Origin of the sequence: Thermanaeromonas toyohensis ToBE (assembly GCF_900176005.1) — a bacterium.
GTDB lineage: Bacteria > Bacillota > DSM-521 > Neomoorellales > Neomoorellaceae > Thermanaeromonas > Thermanaeromonas toyohensis.
This window is the reverse complement of sequence record NZ_LT838272.1, coordinates 836,331-852,990: the sequence shown is the minus strand read 5'-3', so window position 1 is coordinate 852,990 and position 16,660 is coordinate 836,331. Positions and strand designations below refer to the sequence as shown.

16 protein-coding genes, 1 other RNA gene and 2 pseudogenes are annotated in these 16,660 nt (G+C 49.6%); 5 read left to right on the top strand and 14 right to left on the bottom strand.

Features of this window, described 5'->3' with window-relative positions:
- Nucleotides 1-52: 52 nt before the first annotated feature.
- Both B9A14_RS04150 and B9A14_RS04145 read right to left on the bottom strand, forming a co-directional pair.
- Nucleotides 53-670 (bottom strand): nucleotidyl transferase AbiEii/AbiGii toxin family protein, encoded by a 618-nt coding sequence (locus B9A14_RS04150; protein WP_084664272.1) that lies wholly within the window; start codon nucleotides 668-670, stop codon nucleotides 53-55.
- On the bottom strand, nucleotides 630-941 hold the full coding sequence (locus B9A14_RS04145; protein ID WP_231967907.1) for a hypothetical protein: 312 nt from the start codon (nucleotides 939-941) through the stop codon (nucleotides 630-632). The genes B9A14_RS04150 and B9A14_RS04145 overlap by 41 nt, the downstream gene beginning before the upstream one ends.
- Before the next feature lie 993 nt (nucleotides 942-1,934).
- On the opposite strand from B9A14_RS04145, the pseudogene B9A14_RS17905 reads away from it, so the two are divergent.
- The 3 genes and pseudogenes from B9A14_RS17905 to B9A14_RS04135 form a co-directional block, all read left to right on the top strand.
- Nucleotides 1,935-2,123: pseudogene (locus B9A14_RS17905) on the top strand (site-specific integrase); the annotation flags it as partial.
- Nucleotides 2,124-2,129: 6 nt separating this feature from the next.
- Nucleotides 2,130-2,780, top strand: coding sequence for a tyrosine-type recombinase/integrase (locus B9A14_RS04140; protein WP_269456773.1), 651 nt, complete (start codon nucleotides 2,130-2,132; stop codon nucleotides 2,778-2,780).
- Complete coding sequence (locus B9A14_RS04135; RefSeq protein ID WP_084664266.1) at nucleotides 2,777-3,787, top strand: tyrosine-type recombinase/integrase; 1,011 nt, start codon at nucleotides 2,777-2,779, stop codon at nucleotides 3,785-3,787. The genes B9A14_RS04140 and B9A14_RS04135 overlap by 4 nt, the downstream gene beginning before the upstream one ends.
- 149 nt (nucleotides 3,788-3,936) lie before the next feature.
- Here the strand turns inward: B9A14_RS04135 and B9A14_RS04130 are convergent, their stop codons facing one another.
- Both B9A14_RS04130 and B9A14_RS04125 read right to left on the bottom strand, forming a co-directional pair.
- Entirely contained in the window at nucleotides 3,937-4,971 is a 1,035-nt protein-coding gene (locus B9A14_RS04130; RefSeq protein WP_084664265.1) for an SDR family oxidoreductase, read from the bottom strand.
- A gap of 103 nt (nucleotides 4,972-5,074) precedes the next feature.
- A complete protein-coding gene (locus tag B9A14_RS04125) occupies nucleotides 5,075-6,001 on the bottom strand; it encodes a DUF4351 domain-containing protein (RefSeq protein ID WP_084664264.1) in 927 nt (308 codons plus the stop codon).
- A gap of 322 nt (nucleotides 6,002-6,323) precedes the next feature.
- On the opposite strand from B9A14_RS04125, the gene B9A14_RS04120 reads away from it, so the two are divergent.
- Nucleotides 6,324-7,463 carry an IS110 family RNA-guided transposase gene (locus tag B9A14_RS04120; protein ID WP_172839026.1) on the top strand — a complete coding sequence of 380 codons (1,140 nt, stop codon included), beginning with the start codon at nucleotides 6,324-6,326 and terminating at the stop codon, nucleotides 7,461-7,463.
- A 795-nt stretch (nucleotides 7,464-8,258) separates the two neighbouring features.
- On the opposite strand, the gene B9A14_RS04115 is transcribed toward B9A14_RS04120, so the two are convergent.
- The 4 genes from B9A14_RS04115 to B9A14_RS04100 all read right to left on the bottom strand — a co-directional run bounded on the left by B9A14_RS04115 (nucleotide 8,259) and on the right by B9A14_RS04100 (nucleotide 11,550).
- Complete coding sequence (locus B9A14_RS04115) at nucleotides 8,259-9,689, bottom strand: GGDEF domain-containing protein (RefSeq protein ID WP_084664262.1); 1,431 nt, start codon at nucleotides 9,687-9,689, stop codon at nucleotides 8,259-8,261.
- Nucleotides 9,659-10,288 (bottom strand): HD-GYP domain-containing protein, encoded by a 630-nt coding sequence (locus tag B9A14_RS04110; RefSeq protein ID WP_172839025.1) that lies wholly within the window; start codon nucleotides 10,286-10,288, stop codon nucleotides 9,659-9,661. Before B9A14_RS04110 ends, B9A14_RS04115 begins: the two co-directional genes overlap by 31 nt.
- 276 nt (nucleotides 10,289-10,564) lie before the next feature.
- On the bottom strand, nucleotides 10,565-10,897 hold the full coding sequence (locus tag B9A14_RS04105; protein ID WP_084664260.1) for a PDGLE domain-containing protein: 333 nt from the start codon (nucleotides 10,895-10,897) through the stop codon (nucleotides 10,565-10,567).
- Nucleotides 10,894-11,550 (bottom strand): energy-coupling factor ABC transporter permease, encoded by a 657-nt coding sequence (locus B9A14_RS04100; protein ID WP_084664259.1) that lies wholly within the window; start codon nucleotides 11,548-11,550, stop codon nucleotides 10,894-10,896. The genes B9A14_RS04105 and B9A14_RS04100 overlap by 4 nt, the downstream gene beginning before the upstream one ends.
- 485 nt (nucleotides 11,551-12,035) lie before the next feature.
- Here B9A14_RS04100 and B9A14_RS18375 point away from each other — a divergent pair.
- Nucleotides 12,036-12,483, top strand: a pseudogene (locus B9A14_RS18375) (ATP-binding protein); the annotation flags it as partial.
- A 175-nt stretch (nucleotides 12,484-12,658) separates the two neighbouring features.
- Here B9A14_RS18375 and B9A14_RS04090 read toward each other — a convergent pair.
- From B9A14_RS04090 to B9A14_RS18210, 6 genes are all read right to left on the bottom strand, one after another.
- Nucleotides 12,659-13,099 carry a tyrosine-type recombinase/integrase gene (locus B9A14_RS04090; protein WP_084664258.1) on the bottom strand — a complete coding sequence of 147 codons (441 nt, stop codon included), beginning with the start codon at nucleotides 13,097-13,099 and terminating at the stop codon, nucleotides 12,659-12,661.
- Nucleotides 13,100-13,384: 285 nt separating this feature from the next.
- Complete coding sequence (locus tag B9A14_RS04085) at nucleotides 13,385-13,579, bottom strand: hypothetical protein (protein ID WP_084664257.1); 195 nt, start codon at nucleotides 13,577-13,579, stop codon at nucleotides 13,385-13,387.
- Nucleotides 13,580-14,076: 497 nt separating this feature from the next.
- Nucleotides 14,077-14,475: RNase P RNA component class A (rnpB, locus tag B9A14_RS04080), an RNA gene on the bottom strand.
- A 55-nt stretch (nucleotides 14,476-14,530) separates the two neighbouring features.
- Nucleotides 14,531-15,643, bottom strand: coding sequence for a Nif3-like dinuclear metal center hexameric protein (locus tag B9A14_RS04075; protein ID WP_084664256.1), 1,113 nt, complete (start codon nucleotides 15,641-15,643; stop codon nucleotides 14,531-14,533).
- On the bottom strand, nucleotides 15,616-16,341 hold the full coding sequence (locus tag B9A14_RS04070) for a tRNA (adenine(22)-N(1))-methyltransferase (protein WP_084664255.1): 726 nt from the start codon (nucleotides 16,339-16,341) through the stop codon (nucleotides 15,616-15,618). Before B9A14_RS04070 ends, B9A14_RS04075 begins: the two co-directional genes overlap by 28 nt.
- 128 nt (nucleotides 16,342-16,469) lie before the next feature.
- Nucleotides 16,470-16,625 (bottom strand): hypothetical protein, encoded by a 156-nt coding sequence (locus tag B9A14_RS18210; RefSeq protein WP_422938466.1) that lies wholly within the window; start codon nucleotides 16,623-16,625, stop codon nucleotides 16,470-16,472.
- Between the last annotated feature and the right edge of the window lie 35 nt (nucleotides 16,626-16,660).

Below are 16,660 nucleotides of genomic sequence, written 5' to 3'. Positions count from 1 at the left end.
ACTGAAAGCCGCATCATACAGCCCTATTCTTTTGGGACGGAAAGGGCAGAAGTTAACGTTGGATTTCTTGTAAGAAGTCTCTAAAGAGGCAAGGGGCTTTCTCTTTTAATCCTGCTTCTAAGATCCGAAGACCAGAGGCTTCTTGAGGGAAGATTTCGGCTAGGTTTTTCCAGCGAGACTTTAAAGCGTCTAGCCTTGTTATAAATAAGGGAGCATGTTTAAGTAAAAGGTCTTTTCTTCTTTCGTAGACCACCGCAATGTCTATTATATCCCTCGCCTTCAAACTCTCAGCCCTGTAAAAAAGCTTCTTAAGCACAATCTCTTCCGGCGTCTCCACGCGTATGTTCTTCCCCCCAAATCGTTCTAGCCTAAAATAATTTGCGGTAAGATGAGGTGCTATTATAAAATCCACGTCGCCTCCTGGAAACTTTAGCTTAAGGAAGTTTGAGCTTTCTACATAATCGCCTGTCATATCTTGGGCAATAGGGTTTAATCGGGGGGTAAGAATGGTGAGATATTGAGCATCGGTTAAGAAAATATCTATATCTCGGCTTTCCCGATGCCGGAAATAAAAGGCAAGGGCGGTACCCCCGCCCCACGTCCATTCTTCTTTGGGGATGTTTGAACCTTCAAGAAGATGAATGGCCTTTGCCAAAAGTTCTTCCCACATGTTCTAGCATCTCCTCAAGTTCTACATTGCGATAAAATTCCTGGACGTAGGTTTTGTAATACTCTAGCAAGGTGGCCTCCGGGATGTTATGCTTAGCTATGAATTTGGCTATGTCCTGGAGGGGCACATCGGTGAAAAAGTTAAAAATATGGACCATATATTTGGGGCTAAACTCCATATTTTTTAACATCCGGGCTAACTTTTCCTCCGGCAAATAGTCGGCTGTCTGGGCATTAATTGTTGCCTCGATCATAGTTATCACCTTTTTCATTGTAACACCCATTTATGGAAAAAACAACAAACGTTTTAGGGCCTGATAGGCCAGTTTTTAAGAAGGTAGCTCTCGAAGCGTATTCCCGAAAGATTACAAACAAGTACCTGGCCCCAATTAAATCTTACTTAACTGGAAAATAATAACCATTTCCGCTTTTACTCCACTTCCACTCCGCTTATTCAACCATTTGCCCATAAAGTAATATTTAAACCCGAGGCCATGGGTTATCCCTGCGGCTGGGCATTTGTTTCCTGTTTAGAATAAACCCACCAATTTCTTATTAGGCCTGCAAAGACTTCACCCTTGCCTTAAGCTAACGACTACTGCTACCTTCGCCGTTCGGGACTTCCACCCGTAAGCCTTCGCCCATGCCGGGCGCACAAAATTTAAGGCACCCCTCACATTCAGGGATGCCTCTTATAAGCGCTGCTCCCACATACCAGCTTAATCCTTTCCTTCCTGGACGGCAAATACACGGAGACTTCCCTCCGCGCATTCCTTATATTTTTGTTCACTGTTATTTATTGCTCTCTATTTCCACTTTTATCCACCGCTGTGCAAAATTGCGATTGGTCTAGCAACACCGCTACTATTACTGGTTCATAGGAAATTTTCCAACATTGGAGGTTATCTTCCAGCTTGCACAACACTGCGGCGGATACAATATTATGGCCGTAAAATGAGACGCTTAAGGGAATATAGCTCACTGAGTGAGACATAACTCCACTCAGTGAGCCATAACTCCGTAAGATCAACTGTAATCCAAAAAATAGAACCCTTGAGCAAACCTGTAAGCCGAGTTACAGATTATTCTGATAACTTTTTCGGCATCCTTGTCTCTCAACGGTTTGCAGGTTATGAATTTCTCAAAGCGACATAACTTCTATTTTAACTGGGCCAGTACTGCTCAGTAAGCCAGATCTCCATTCTTTTATCTTTTGACCCTTTCAATTAACACAGCTCCGCTTTCACCCGGCAACGACCCAGGAATCTTATGCTATAACCTTACGCCAGTTTTATGAATCCATGGTGCACCAGTTCGGTTATGAACCTCTCTTGGCGGAGATCAAGGCTTCAAACATTGCCCGTTTTATAGCCGAACTCCAGCATGGGGGTGCCGGTATCACTGAAAGGACGGCCATGCGCAAACTGGCCACCCTCAAGTCCCTGTTTAAGTTTCTGCGGATGCGGGGCTTTATCCAGGTATCTCCCGCCCATGAGATAAAAACAAGAGCATTGCAACAACTTCTCCCGGTAGCCCTCACTCCCAAGGAAGCCCTGCAACTGATTGAGATCGCCGGTCGCACCAGGAATGGCGAGCGTGACCAGGCCATGATCGCCACCATGCTCTATACCGGATGCCGTGTGAGTGAGCTGGTGGCCCTCAAGGTTGGGGATATAAACTTTAGACAGGGCACCATCCGCTTTTACGGCAAAGGTAGCAAGGAACGGGAGGTTCCCATCCACCGGGAGCTCTACCCTTACCTGGTACGCTACCTGCGAAAATATGGCCTTAAAGATTGTCCCGAAAAATTGCTCTTCAATGTGGGGGTAAGGAGAGTCCAGCAATTGGTGGAGAGCTTGATAAATAAACTCGGTATCGCCGTACCTGGAAATAAAAATGTTACCCCCCATGTCCTGCGCCATACCTTTGCCGTTACCTGCCTCCTTAACGGCATTGGTATAGAAGTGATCCGCCAGTTGCTCGGCCATGAATTCCTGACCACAACCCAGGTCTACACCCGCCTAAACCTGAAACAAAAGCAGGATATTCTTAGCAAGCACTTTACCTTTGAGATACCGGAATCAGAGGTTACAAAGGAGGCATTACCATGACGGATTTGGACATCATGGCCAATGAAGAGTGCCGATACTTTTTCCAGCACTATAAGATGGCCGCCAGCACCGCCAGGTATTATGCCATTACCCTGCGCAAACTCTTCCGCTTTATCGGGGAACATCCTGCTAAAGTTTCTTTCCGCAACTTCTATGAAAACTATAATGAGCGGGGTGAGTTCTTGAGCGTATCCCCGGTAGATACTGCCTTTATCGAGGAGTTCCTCAAGACCATACCCCAGCCCTACTACAAGAGGCAAGTCTTAAGCCAACTACGAACCTTTTTCCGGGTGCTTTGCAGCAGTGGTGGCCCCCTGGAGGGCTTACCCAACCCGGCTGAAGGTATACAGGTCAAGGTGCCTGAGCGAATAGTTGTGAGAGACGTAATAACCCCCGATGAGTTCTCTAAAATGATTGCTTGTGCCGGAGCTTCGGAGCATCCACAGCTTTCCCGGGCGGTGGTAACTACACTCTACGGGACGGGCCTCCGGATAAGCGAGCTTATCAATCTGCCCCTTGTGGAAGATGTGGAACACTTGCGGGCCTTGCTGGTACCCTCGCCTAAGACCAGGAAGGAGTACCTCTTACCCCTACTTCCCCAGGTTATGGACAGTATCTTAACGTATATAAGGGGCGAAAGGAGGCTGGTACCTGCGAGGCCGGAAACAGAGTCTTTATTGTTCCTTACGCCTAAAGGCAGGAAACTTAGCGGGCAGTGGGTGAATAAGCTGTTAAAGTCTTTATGTGCGAAGGCAGGAATACAAAAAAGGATCACCTCCCACTGCCTGCGGCACAGCTTCGCCACCAACCTCTGGAAAAACGGTGCCGATATAGCCGAGATCAAGGAACTCCTTAACCATGCCTCCATCACTACCACACAACTTTACGTGCACACGTTGCCGCGGCGAGATCTACGGAAGGTGATCTATGACAACCCGCTGGCAAAAATCGTGGGGAATTTCTGGAGCAGGCAATTCATGACGGCAGATAATAGAAAGAAATTATAAGCGGGCAGATAGCTGGGTCCAATAGCAGTTTACCCATTGGGCTCCTGCCCGCCATTATTTCCCGCAATTGTTTTTTGAGGCGGCCTCTTGGCGCAAAAGGATTAAGAGAGCTTCAAAACACCGATGGAAGCACTTTTGTCTGCCAAAAGTTATTTCTTGCTAAGTTCCTCTAATGCCGGTAGGTATCCTTCGATTATTTCCCGAGCAAGTTTCAGGTCTTCCTTCGAATCTCCGGCCTTTCTCAGATGCTCCACCGTTCGCTTCAGCCCTTCCTCCAAGCTCACTTGCGGTTGCCAGCCCAGCTCCCGCGCCGCCTTCCCTGCGTCAAGATATATCTTCCTTAATTCTCCTGCACGCTCTGGCCCATATACCGCCTCACCTTTATAGCTGGTCGCTTCCATAAGCAGCCGGAAGAGCTCGTTCACGGAAGTGCCCCGGCCCGTACCTATGTTGTACGCCAGGGTGTCAATGCTGCTTACGGCAGAGAGGTCTAGGCCCTTTAGTAGCTTCTTCATGGCCAAAAGATTAGCCCGCACCACATCTCCCACGTAGACATAATCCCGCAGTTGCTCCCCATCGCCGTAGATGGTGGGAACGCCTCCCTTTAGCATTTTCTGCCCGAAGATGGCCACCACCCCGGCCTCACCATGCGGGTCCTGCCGGGGGCCGTACACGTTGCCGTACCGCAGGGCTATGTAAGGCAGGCCGTGCACCCGGGCAAAGTAGTAGAGGTAATATTCTGAGGCCAGCTTGCTCACCCCATAGGGCGATAGCGGCCCCTTGGGGTGTTCCTCCTTCACCGGAAGCTCATCCGGCTCGCCGTACACTACCCCGCCCGAAGAAGCAAAAATAAACCCCTTTACCCCATAGCGCAGGCAATTGGATAAGAGGTTTAACAGCCCTTGGATGTTTACCCGGGCGTCTTCTTCCGGGCTGGCCACGGAACGGCGCACATCAATTTGAGCTGCATGGTGGTTCACCAGCTCTATCCTTTCTTCCCGGAAGACCCTTTCCAATTCCGGCGAACAAATGTCCATCCGGTAAAACCGGCAGGCAGGATTAAGGTTTTCTTCCTTACCGCTGCTCAAGTCGTCGACTACTATTACCTCGTGCCCTTCTTCTAGCAAAGCGTCCACCACATGGGGGCCGATAAAGCCGGCCCCGCCGGTCACGAGTATGCGCAAAGGATAGCCTCCTCCAAGCAAAAAGTTAGTACATATTGTGCTCACATTTTTAGCTCAATTAATTAGCTTACGTCACAAGATAGCGCCTTTAGCAAAGGCTTTTTCAATGCTCCATGCCCAGGAATTTCCTTAGGTCACTTTCACTGGTCACCTCAAATATCTTCTCCGCCAGCTCATCAAGCTCCTTCAAGGAAAGAGACTTTATCCTCTCCTCTACCTCAGGGGGAAGAAAACCTAAACGCTTATTTAATAACCTTAGCACCAACTCTTGTGCCTTTTCTCTCCGCCCTTCCTCTAGGCCTTCTTGCCATCCCTTTATATGCCACGAAGTCCTAAGTTCCATTACCTTCTTTACCTCCTCCGCGCTTAATTCCCTATGTAGCATCTCCTCTACTTCCCTCTCCTCTTCCGGGCTTAAACCTAAATAGGTCTCAAATATCGCTGTTATAAGCCCTAGCTTAGCCGGATCCAGCTGCATCCGCGTTATCATTCTCAAAAATTCTATCTTTAGCTGCCGTCTCTCCTTAGGGCTGTAGTCCATTTTACTAAGAAGAGCTGCCGCAACTGGATTGTCACTATTTATGTACTTCCTCCAGGGCAGTTTCTTAAGCTGCACCTTGTAAAAGTTAAACTCTAGCACTTTAAAGAAGGGGAAAGCTACTTCGTGCTTGTCTGGCTCTTCTGCTTTGCTGTCATAGGAGAATATAGCTATAGGCAATACCTTCTTCTTATGCTTCTCGTAAAGCCTGCTAAAGTATATGAACATGCGCCGGGCAAAGTCTGCTTCTTTATAAGCCTGAGGTTCTATGTGAATAAGGACATAGCCCTCTTCTCCTTTTATTTTAACACTGGCCAGTATATCTACGTAGTGTTTTTCTCCGGCGGTGATGTCGGTGATGATCTCTTGGGATAAGAAGGTTAGTTCGGAATAATCGATTAGGGCGTGGGCTTCGGGGAAGAAGAGCTCCATGAATTCTTTAAAGAAGTTGGTGATGAGCTCTTTAAATATAGCGTCGTGGTCTATGGGCACCTTCGGTTTCTCCTGTTTTTCGTTATTTAGCTTAATTTTACTTTATCTTCATAACCAGAGCAATACTTAAGCATCTTTTCGGTGAAATCCTTTACTGAAAATGTTGGCATGATAAAACCGCAACCCTGGCGAATTAATCTAATTAGGGTGGGATACAAGCAAAGGTGGGGCGCAGGCAAGGGCGGCCGTCTACTGAAATGGGCGATAAAAGCCCGAGAAAATGTTTGGCCGCCCCTCGACCCGCCCAAGTGGGCTAGAAAGCCCGGATAGGTGAGTGTCGCGCTTACCTTTGCTCGCCCCACAAAATGGAGGTGCACCAGGATTGCGGTACTTTGGCCTTGACGTGCACAAGTCTTACTGTGAGGGAGCAGAACTGTTATCGGATAACACCGTCAGGCGGTTCCGTTTCTCCAACGAGAAGAAGGAATGGAAGCGGTTCGCCAAGGAACTTGACGGCAACTGCAAGGTGGCCCTTGAAGCCACCGGCAATGCTTCCATGATTTATGATATCTTAACAGCGCGCGGGGCACAAGTGGTGGTCGTCAACCCCATAAGGACCAGAGCTATCGCCGAGGCCAGGATCAAGACGGACAAGGTAGATGCCGAGATTTTGGTCAGGCTCTTGGCCGCGGACTTTGTCTGTGCCTCGTGGGTGGCCTCCAAGGAAGAGCGAGAGCTAAGAACTCTACTCCACCACCGGGCGGCCTTAAAGAAGGAGGTCGTGGGCGTTAAAAATAGGATCCACGCGGTTTTAGCCAGTCACGCCATAAAGGTGCCGGTAAGCGACTTGTTCGGAGTAAAGGGCAGGCAGTTCCTCCGGGAACTCGAGGAACTTCCTGGGGTGGAGAAAATAGTCCTCACCTCGAACCTTAAAATCCTTGAAGCCCTGGAGGAGGAAATCGCGGCCATTGAGAAAGAGTTGAACCTAAGGGCTATTGACCTGCCCGGGGTGGAGACCTTTTTGGGCATACCCGGGATAGACGTTTTGGCCGCCCTGACCATATTGGCCGAGATCGGCGATATCAAGCGCTTTGCCTCGGCGAAGAAGCTTGCCAGTTTCTCCGGCCTGGTTCCTTCGGTGCACCAGTCGGGCAAGACCAGGTACACCGGGCACATCACCAAGGCGGGCCGGAGCATGCTGCGCTGGATCCTCATTCAGGTTGCCCAGGTGGCGGTGAGGCAGCCCGGCGCTCTGCGAGACTTCTACTTAAGGCTCAAAAAGCGCAAAGGCCATAAGATTGCTATCGTAGCAGCGGCAAGGAAGCTACTCACCATCATCTGGGCCATGCTGACGAAGAACACGGAGTATCGCTACCTCAAGGAGGACTTGCGGCAAAAGAAAATACGCCGCATGCACAAAAGAGCGCTGCCGTACAAAGTTGACAACGATTTGCCGCAAAAAATTACGTCTCTCATAGGAGAAGAGCAAACGATGACAGAAATACCCTCTCCTGCAGCCTAAATCATCTAAAATCAGGGTTGCGGTTTTTCATAGGTGTCGGTATGAGCAAGGAGAGGATCACTTTGTCAGAGACGGAACCAAACCGCATCTAAGTCTCAGAACAGGCTCTAGAAGGGCTAAATTACCACCAGGTAAATCGTCACTAAAGAAAATCTGGGCACCACTTTAATCCGTAGGCCCGCTCAAGACCATCCATGGCGTAAGCCACGGAAACCCCGCAGGCCTAATTATACTACTTCTACCCTGACAGAATGACAGACGAGTTTTCCCTGACATTTTCAGTGACGCTTGACAACTGCAGGCTGGCAGTGTGCCTTATCTAACGCGGTGCTCGAAGCACAACCCTTCTATGAACCGCAGTCTGCAAATATCTTATCCAGGGAAGATGGTTGTTTCCCAAGCAGTCGAACTGCCAGGAGGTGAAATCCTTTCCCGATAACCTTCAAACTTTAATTTGACAAACTTAGTGGTTTCCTCCACCTAAATTGAGTTTAACAGATAAGGGGTGACTGACAATGCGAGGACCGAAAGTGGTAAAACTGGATATGCTACACGAGAGCTTACAACAAGCACAGGAAGAGGGCGGGTCAGCGGCAGAAGTCGTCTGCCATCTTGAAAGGATAGGGATTCTGTAGAAGTGCCCTCCCGGCGTCGACGAGGGCTCGTACCGTTACGACTGTGAATGGTTAGGGTTCGTGGAGTACCAGCCAACCGCCAGCACTTACCCGATATACACCACAGGCATAACCATGTCCTTACCTTTCATAGCCGCCAAAACTAGTAATCTTAACACATTTAAGGTATGTTTTCTATATATTGGATTACGACCCTCTTTTTACCACCACGCTTGCCCTCTAAGAGAAGTCGGTCAGAAAGGCCAATCAGCTGCTCCAAATCGCGCCCATCTCTTATTAAAAAGCAGCTGGTAACCGTTCCACCCATGCTGAGAGAAACACCTACTTCTAATTCGGGAAGAGAGCCCAGCGTAGCACAGAGGGAGGAAAAAATCCGGCGGGCAAGAGCTTCAAATTCTTCTGGCCGACTGAGGAAAAAGGAAAGTACAAACTCGTCACCCCCGTACCGCCCCACAAGATCACCCTTCCTCACCTGGTGCCTCAGTAACTCCCCTACCTTCTTCAAAACCATGTCGCCTGCCAGGTGTCCGTAAGTGTCATTTATGGTCTTGAAATTATCCACGTCCATCATCAAAATGCCTACATAAGGAAATTCTCCCCTTACTTGTCTAAGCAAATACAAGCACCGTTCCATAAACGACCGCCGGTTTAAAACGCCCGTAAGGGCATCGTGGCTGGCAAGCCATTCCAAACGCTGTCGGGCCTGGTGGAGAAGCTTATTCTTTTCCTCCAGTTCTTTTACCTTCTGCTCCAGCTCGGACAGAGCTTCGCGCACCCGCAAAACCATCTTACCAAATGAAGAGGCAATCTCAGCCAGTTCGCGTACCCCGTAAGAGTCTCTGGAACACAAATCTACACCATTTGCAGGGTCGAAGCCGGATAAGCGCTCAGCTAGGTCTTTTAAAGGATACACTACCTGCCTTGCAGCAAGGGAGTAAAGAACGACTGACAGCAAGGCAACCAGGATGAGCGTACCACCTAAAGGAACACACAATTGTTGCAAGGGTTCCCTCACAATCCCCCCTGCCGAGGCACGAACCTTTACCTTGAGATCGGTTTCAGGCACCGGCGCGCTAACCTCAATGCTTTCTTTCAACCCAAAGGCCTTGAGTAAAAACGTTTCCCTGGCAGAAATTTTTTCTTCTCTCCCGGCCAGATAAAGAGTATTTCCATAACTATCTTCCAGACAAATAAACGGCTTTTCCCTGATTTTTAGTCTGGGCTGGTAGCCAAAGCCAAAAAGAAGCTTAGGAGCAAAAATTTGCGCCGGCTCGGGTTCCACAGTCCACACCGGCACAAGCCGGGACAGGTCTATTTCCCTTACCAGTCCGTTCTGGGCTGCTATAATCGCGTTCCCCTGAATTGAGAAGAAAAATCTGCCGTCCCCAAGGGTATCCTTCAAGTAAAGAGAAATAACCCTGCTCTCGTCAAAAGCCACCTGAGTCAGGTACCTGTTTGCCCAGGCAACGGTTTGTATGGCCAGGTACTTGGCCGTAGCATAAATAACCAGAAGAGTAGGAACCAAAGCAAGGCCAAAAAACCACAGGGTAAATATTTCAATTATACTGCGCGTCCTTTTGTCTCCTGGCATCTAATTCTCTTCACCCCCAGGCAAGGAAGAAAAGCCCGCGCTTTCTGAAACAGAGAGGTGTCCAGCTTTTTGCCTCCCATATCTGCCATTACCTTAAGGGCTTCCCCTAAACTTAGAGAAGGGCGGTAGGGCCGGGGAGAGGTCAGGGCGTCAAATATATCGGCCAGGGCCAAAATCCTTGCCTCCAGGGGGATACCGTTACCTTCCAGTCCCTCGGGATAGCCTGTGCCATCCCAGGACTCATGATGCGCTTTAACTGCGGCCAGGATATTCTCCAGGCCCCGCATTTTATAACACCTGCTCTCTACCAGTTCAAAGCTCCACAATGGGTGTTGCCTGATTATCTCCCATTCGCTTTCCAGCAAAGGGCCGGGTTTTTCTAAAACATGACGCGGCACCAAAAGTTTGCCCACGTCATGTAAGGCACCAGCCCAAAAAAGAAGCCGGGGCTTGCCGAATCCAAGGAAGCTACTCAACTGAAAGGCATACTTTGCCGTACGCACGCTGTGCTCAAGTAATTCCGGGAAAGCGGAAAGTTCGGGAAAATACCGTTTCAGAAAAGAGCAGGCTAGGGGTAAAAGAGTGGCTTTGCTGGCCACAAAAACACCCATATGTAAATTCCTCCAAAGACAATTTGGGCCACGAAGGCTCCCCTTCATGAGGCTGGAGAGCTAACCTTCGTGGCCTTTTTCCTAATTACCGCTTGCAAAACCCTTTTTCTCTCCGAGGTACGGGGGCACAGGGCAGATACAGCAAAACCCTTTACTTCCACACTAAGCACCACAACCTGGAAAGAGCTTCGCTGGAAACCTATTTACGACAGCCTTACAACCCGCTCTCCAGTCACCAATAATGTCCGCAACAGCCTTTTAAAGTCATTCCCGCTTTTCTTCTTTTCCGTCCATGGAGAAAGACGAAGCTACCCTACGGGTTCCTGCCAAAGCCCACCCCAGAAAGTACACAACTCCAAAAACTAAAACAGTACCAATTATGCCAGCAATAGATGTGGCCAGGCCTTCGTTAGAAATCCCCGGAAACTTGTAGTCGGGTATCGGAACGTGAATTAGTTCCTTACCCTCCGCTAGGTCAAGAAACCCCTTATCCTCAGCTACCCTCTCCAGCCCGTCAGGATAAGGACAGGCAAATGGTGAAAGTAATGCCGCCACCACAAGAGCAATTAGAAGCCCCAGAAGAATACCCATTCTCATTTTTTCTCACCCGCCAAGAAATGCACCTGTCCAGGCTGCTCCACCCCAAGGGGCCGGAACACAAAGGAAACCGCCATACCGGTAATTACCCCCTCACCAATACCAATAAGTGCATGCCAGCCCATCATGGCCGGCAGGACTACTCCCAAGGGCACCGTGCCGGAAAGAGCAAGCTCCAAGCTGCATCCCAGCGCTGCGGCTACCACCGAAACCCAAGAGGCCAAGAAAATAGCCACCACGCGACTGGCATTTCCCCCGAAAAGGCCCGTAATTAAGCGGTAAACACCATAAGCCACCCACGGCGCGATGACGGCCATGTTTAGCACGTTGGCCCCCAGGGCGGTGAGGCCGCCGTCATAAAAGAAGAGCATCTGGATGACCAGCACAGCAGTCATGATAAGCATGGCGCTCCATGGACCCAACAACAGAGCCGCCAAAGCTGCCCCCAGGAGATGGCCTGAAGTGCCCCCGGCCACGGGGAAGTTAACCATTTGGGCTGCAAAAATGAAAGCACCCATCATCCCCAACAGCGGTACCTGGCGCTCCTCCAGCGCCTTCCTGGTCTGGGCCAGCGCCCCGGCCAGCGCACCAGCACTTACCGCGCTGGCACCTACCCATACCTTCGGATCTAAAAAGCCATCGGGTATATGCACCAAAACCGCCCCCTTTTGGAATTTGTGTGAGGTCGAGGAAATTAAAAGTGACCACTTCGGCCCGCTTAACTGGAGACCTCCGTGGTCACCGCTGTCCGTTAAAATATGAAACCGTTGTCTGACAGCCAGGTGCAAAAGCACCCGTGTGCCTTTCTGGCACCACTCCTGTTTACTTTTACATTATGTATATTACCCCAAAATTCTACCAAAATCAATAATAATGTTTATCCTGGGTCCGTGTTAAGATTTAGTAGGCTCTATGTCAATAGTTATGGGATCAGATTTTGGGGGCAACATCCTAGGAACATTTTTTGGCCGGATATACTTGTCCACTAATCTTATAACCCTAGAAGGAGTAAGGTTCAATATTTGGGCCGCGAGCTTAAGCTCATCCTCTGGGTATAATAAACTACTGTCTGCACACCTAATTTTGTAAATCTGGCCCAGGGACTAGTACCCGGAGGACGAAGGGTATAAGTCTTGTGACAACGGTAACCCATTTGGCCATTGTCCTGGCTTTATGTGCCTGCCGGCAGGGTTACCGTGTACGCTTTTATACTGCCCCCAGCCTGGTTACAGAACTCTTAGCAGCTGCCCGGGAACATAAATTACTTTCTTTGGAAAAGCAGTGGCTAAAGCAAGACCTGGTAGTGGTAGACGAGCTGGGTTATGTACCCTACACCACTGAAGGACCCCAGCTCCTCTTCCTCTTCTTGGCTGGCCGGTATGAAAGGGGGAGTTGTGCTCATTACCTCTAATCTCGAATTCAGCGAATGGGTACAAGTATTTGGAGATGAAAGGATGACCGCTGCCCTCCTGGACAGGCTCACCCATCATGCCCATATCCTGGTCATGAACGGGGAAAGCTATCGCTTCCGTCAGAGTTTAAGGCGACGCCAAGAGGAAGGATTGGTTAGCTCTGTCTCTGCATAGTAGTTAAAAGCATTTCACTTGTTAGTAAGCTAGACGGCGTCCCGACCACAGCCCGGCCAACCTTGGTTAACATTACCCGACCAACAAACTAATCAAGCAAAACCAGGAGATGGTTCCCGTTCTAAAATAAACCAACATAGCCGTAGCGAAACTAAACTATACAGGTGGTCAACTTTTAAGAGATCAAGTGGTCAACTTTTCGATTGACAAATACATATATCTCAGGGGACAACGTAAAGGTCGGTTTTAAGTTAGGGTTCTTGTTCTCCTTCCGGTTTTCCGTTTTGCCCGCCGGTGGTGCGGTAGCAGCGATATCATCCTTAACTTTTGGCCTTACATCTATCATATCAAAACGTTCCCTTACCACTTCTTTCATGATTTCGGAATCTGCTCGCTTATAGCCTACCGTGGTTTCCGGCCGCTTATGGCCCAGGATTCCCTGTACGACCCTGGTATTGCATCCCGGCTTCTGGGATATCTCGGTAGCCACCGTGGTCCGCATATCATGGGAATTGTATTCTTTAACTGGGAAACTGCCCTTGAGCAGCCTGGCTACTATAGCCTTCCTACGGGCTACACTAATAGGCTCGCTTTGGCGGCTGCGAAATACATATATTTGGCCTCCCTAACCCCCCTCCTTAAATTCCTTTAAAAGTTCCAGCAGTTCATCGGAAATGGGCCCCCCGCCGCTGCCGCTGTTCTTAACCTTAGGGAAGCGGATTGTCCTGTTGGCAAAGTCAATATCCGTCCAGCGTAATAAACGAAGCTGAGAGGGCCATATTCTCTAAAACCCATCTTCCAGGCATCCCTGGCCAACCTTTCCCTTACTTCGAGAGGAATCGTCCTCGAAACACGTATAACCTTTCTGCCAGCCCGGGGAAGTCTGATCTCCTGGGTCGGGTCAGAGGGGATATAACCTTTCCTGGAGCTTCTTAAAATCGCTACGGTAATTACCTACGGTTTCCTGGCTTCCGCCTCTGTCCGCCAGGTGATGTCGGGCCCACAGCTCAAAGCCGTCCCAGATAGTGAACTCCTCCCGGGCTTTTGTAAGTCTAAAAGCTACAGGATTGTATTCGTCCCGCCTTTTTCTATCCATAAGTTAAGTCCCTCCACCGCCTTTTGACTGAAGTAGTTAAAAACGGCTAAGTTATGCCTGTAGGCATAAACCAAAATTTAAGGCACCCCTTTGGCTTTCGGGGTGCCTTTCTGTAGAGAGCCCATCTTATGGGCTTTATTCCCATGTGATCTTCTAACCTAGCTTCCCTTTTCTCCTTAAGGAACTGCCAGCGCAAGGCGAACATCCCTCGGCATAGCTTTTTGTCTTATATATTTCCCCTTTTAGCCCCGGCTTTATTCATCCAGGCTTAACCATCCAGGCGTAAACTTGCGATCCGGAAAGGAAAATTGGGGTATCAATTATCCCATGGGGAAGTACTGTCAACTCAAATATATTCTCAGGCTTGCATAACGGGATAACCTAAAATACTATGGCATTAAAATGGGTCCTATAATGAGTACAGCCCACTGAGTGAGACATAACTCCACTCAGTGAGCCATAACTCCGTAAGATCAACTGTAATCCAAAAAATAGAACCCTTGAGCAAACCTGTAAGCCGAGTTCTGTCGAGGATGGTCATCTATCTAGGGTACCAGTTGCCTAGTACCTCCAGCGACCTTACCCGGGGACGGAGCGGGCCACTCCATTGTCCCCCTATTCGGTCTTGCTCCGGGTGGGGTTTACCTAGCCGGTTAGTCACCTAACCGCTGGTGAGCTCTTACCTCACCTTTCCACCCTTGCCCGGCGTAATGTAGGGCCGGAGCCTTCGCCTGCCTTGGCAGGACTATCCTCCGCGCCCCTATAAGGCCGGGCGGTCTGTTTCTGTGGCACTTTCCTTGGGGTCGCCCCCACTGGGTGTTACCCAGCACCCTGCCCTGTGGAGCTCGGACTTTCCTCAGGAGAGATTCTTCTCCCGCGACCATCCAGTTTACTCAAGGGCTTCTATTTATTTAGGTCTGCATATTTTATCTTACCACAAACAATGACATATTACAATAGCCACCACGGTTCCCTTTCCTTTTGGGCTGCCAGGACCATAACTTCGCGACTTTTAAGTTCTTCTTGCAGGTACTCTACTAACGCAGGTACAATAACCCTTTCGGTGGCAAAATGGCCGGCATCAATAATAGCCAGACCTTCCTCTAAGGCCCTACGCGCTTCATGATACTTGAGATCTCCAGTTACCAATACATCAGCTCCTTGGTTTTTGGCCTGGTCCATAATACTGCTGCCGGCACCACCACATACAGCCACCCGTTTTATTTTCCGTTCCTTGTCCCCTACTACAGTTACTTTTTCAGCACCCAATTCCTTCTTAACCATGAAAGCAAACTCCTGAAGAGTCGATGGCTGGGAAAGGCTACCTATTCTTCCAGCCCCATGATTCTGACCTTCGTTAGCCAAGGGATAAATATCGTAGGCCACCTCTTCGTAAGGATGTGCTTGGAGAAGAGCTTTTAAAACTTCCGGTAGCCGTTCCTGAGGAACAATTGTTTCTAACCGGTATTCTTTAACTTCCTCTAATTTACCTTCTTCGCCAATGTAAGGACTGGTACCAGCGAGGGGAAGGAACGTTCCTATGCCCTGGGTACGGAAAGTGCAATGGGAATAGTTGCCAATCCAACCCGCACCAGCCTCACATATGGCCTCCCGGACCTTAGCCTCTGCCTCCTCGGGGACAAAAGTGATCAGTTTATAATATTTTTCCTGATAAGTAGGCACCAGAACTTCAATATCCTCTAACCCCAGTTTAATAGCTAAGTGATAGCTAATTCCTAAAGTAGCATAGTCCAAATTAGTATGAGCGCTATACACCATGATATCTTCCTGCACCAAACGACGGACTAAAGCCCCCTGCCCGCGGTCAAACCGGAGATGCTTCCAGGGGCGTAAGAACAGAGGATGGTGGCTGATTATAAGACCTGCTCCCCGAGCTACAGCCTCTTCTACTACCTCAGGGGTGATATCCAGGCTAACCAGGATCCGCCGCACTTCCTTTTCCGGGTCACCCAGAAGCAGCCCTACGTTATCCCAATCAGCCGCCAGTTTAGAGGGTGCGAGGGTCTCCATAATGTTCATGATCTCCCGGCATTTGGCAGGCATGCCAATACCTCCTGTATAGCTTGCCTCTCCAGGTTTAGTTTTCGAAGGCGGGCCAGTGCTTCTGGCCTCCGGCTTCTAGCCAAACCCTGTTGGATACGCTCTAGCTTTTTTAGTCTTTTCTTCAGGTATCCACCTAATAAAGGGTGTCGTCTTTGTAGGAGCAAAGGACCAAACTCCCACTCCCACACACTATATTCAGGGTTAGACCCGCGCTCCCAGGCATAGATAAGGTAATACTGCTCCTTCTCGCAAACCAGCTCCTCTTGCCCCAGGCGCCAACCAGAACTTGCTAGCCAGCGCCGCAAAAGAACTTCCGCCCCTTGGGGTTGTAACACTAGGCACTCTATATTTTCTAGTATTTCCGGCGAAGCAGAAAGTATATCCTGAATAGTCTTCCCGCCAAGACCAGCAATAGTGACTACTCCCACCTCACCTGGCCGCAGAGGCTTAAGCCCCCAACCTAGACGGATATCAATGAGGTGGCTTAAGCCCGCAGCAGCCACGTTGGCGCGGGCTCTCCGCCAAGGTTCCTCCTGCGCTTCTATCCCTATCGCCCGCGGAATCCACCCCTGTCCTACCAGGTAAATGGGTAGATAAGCGTGGTCGGTACCTATATCAGCCAAGGTTTTCCCACGAGAAACCATGTTTGCTACGGCCTGTAGGCGGAGCGACAAGCGCAAGCGTGAAACAGGCTCCACCACTAATTCCTCCAGAAATGTATCCTGCGGATTGGTATATGCCGTTTTATGCTACTTGGTACACAATTATTATCGGGACAGGAAAGCCCCCCTCTTTTCATAATAGCAGGGAAGGCTTCTGCCGTCTACTAGGAAAAAATAAGCGAAGCCCGGGAAAAGAAAGGAGCAGAAGTCATCAATACAGGCCAGGCGCGGAGGATTGGGGCGCACGACCCTTCAACTTCAATAACGACGCCCAGGCTAGTGTTAAGTACTTGCCCGGTGAGGCGATATTTTTTCGCCAAGTAATAAATGAAGGGGGCGAAAGCCAACCCCCTGC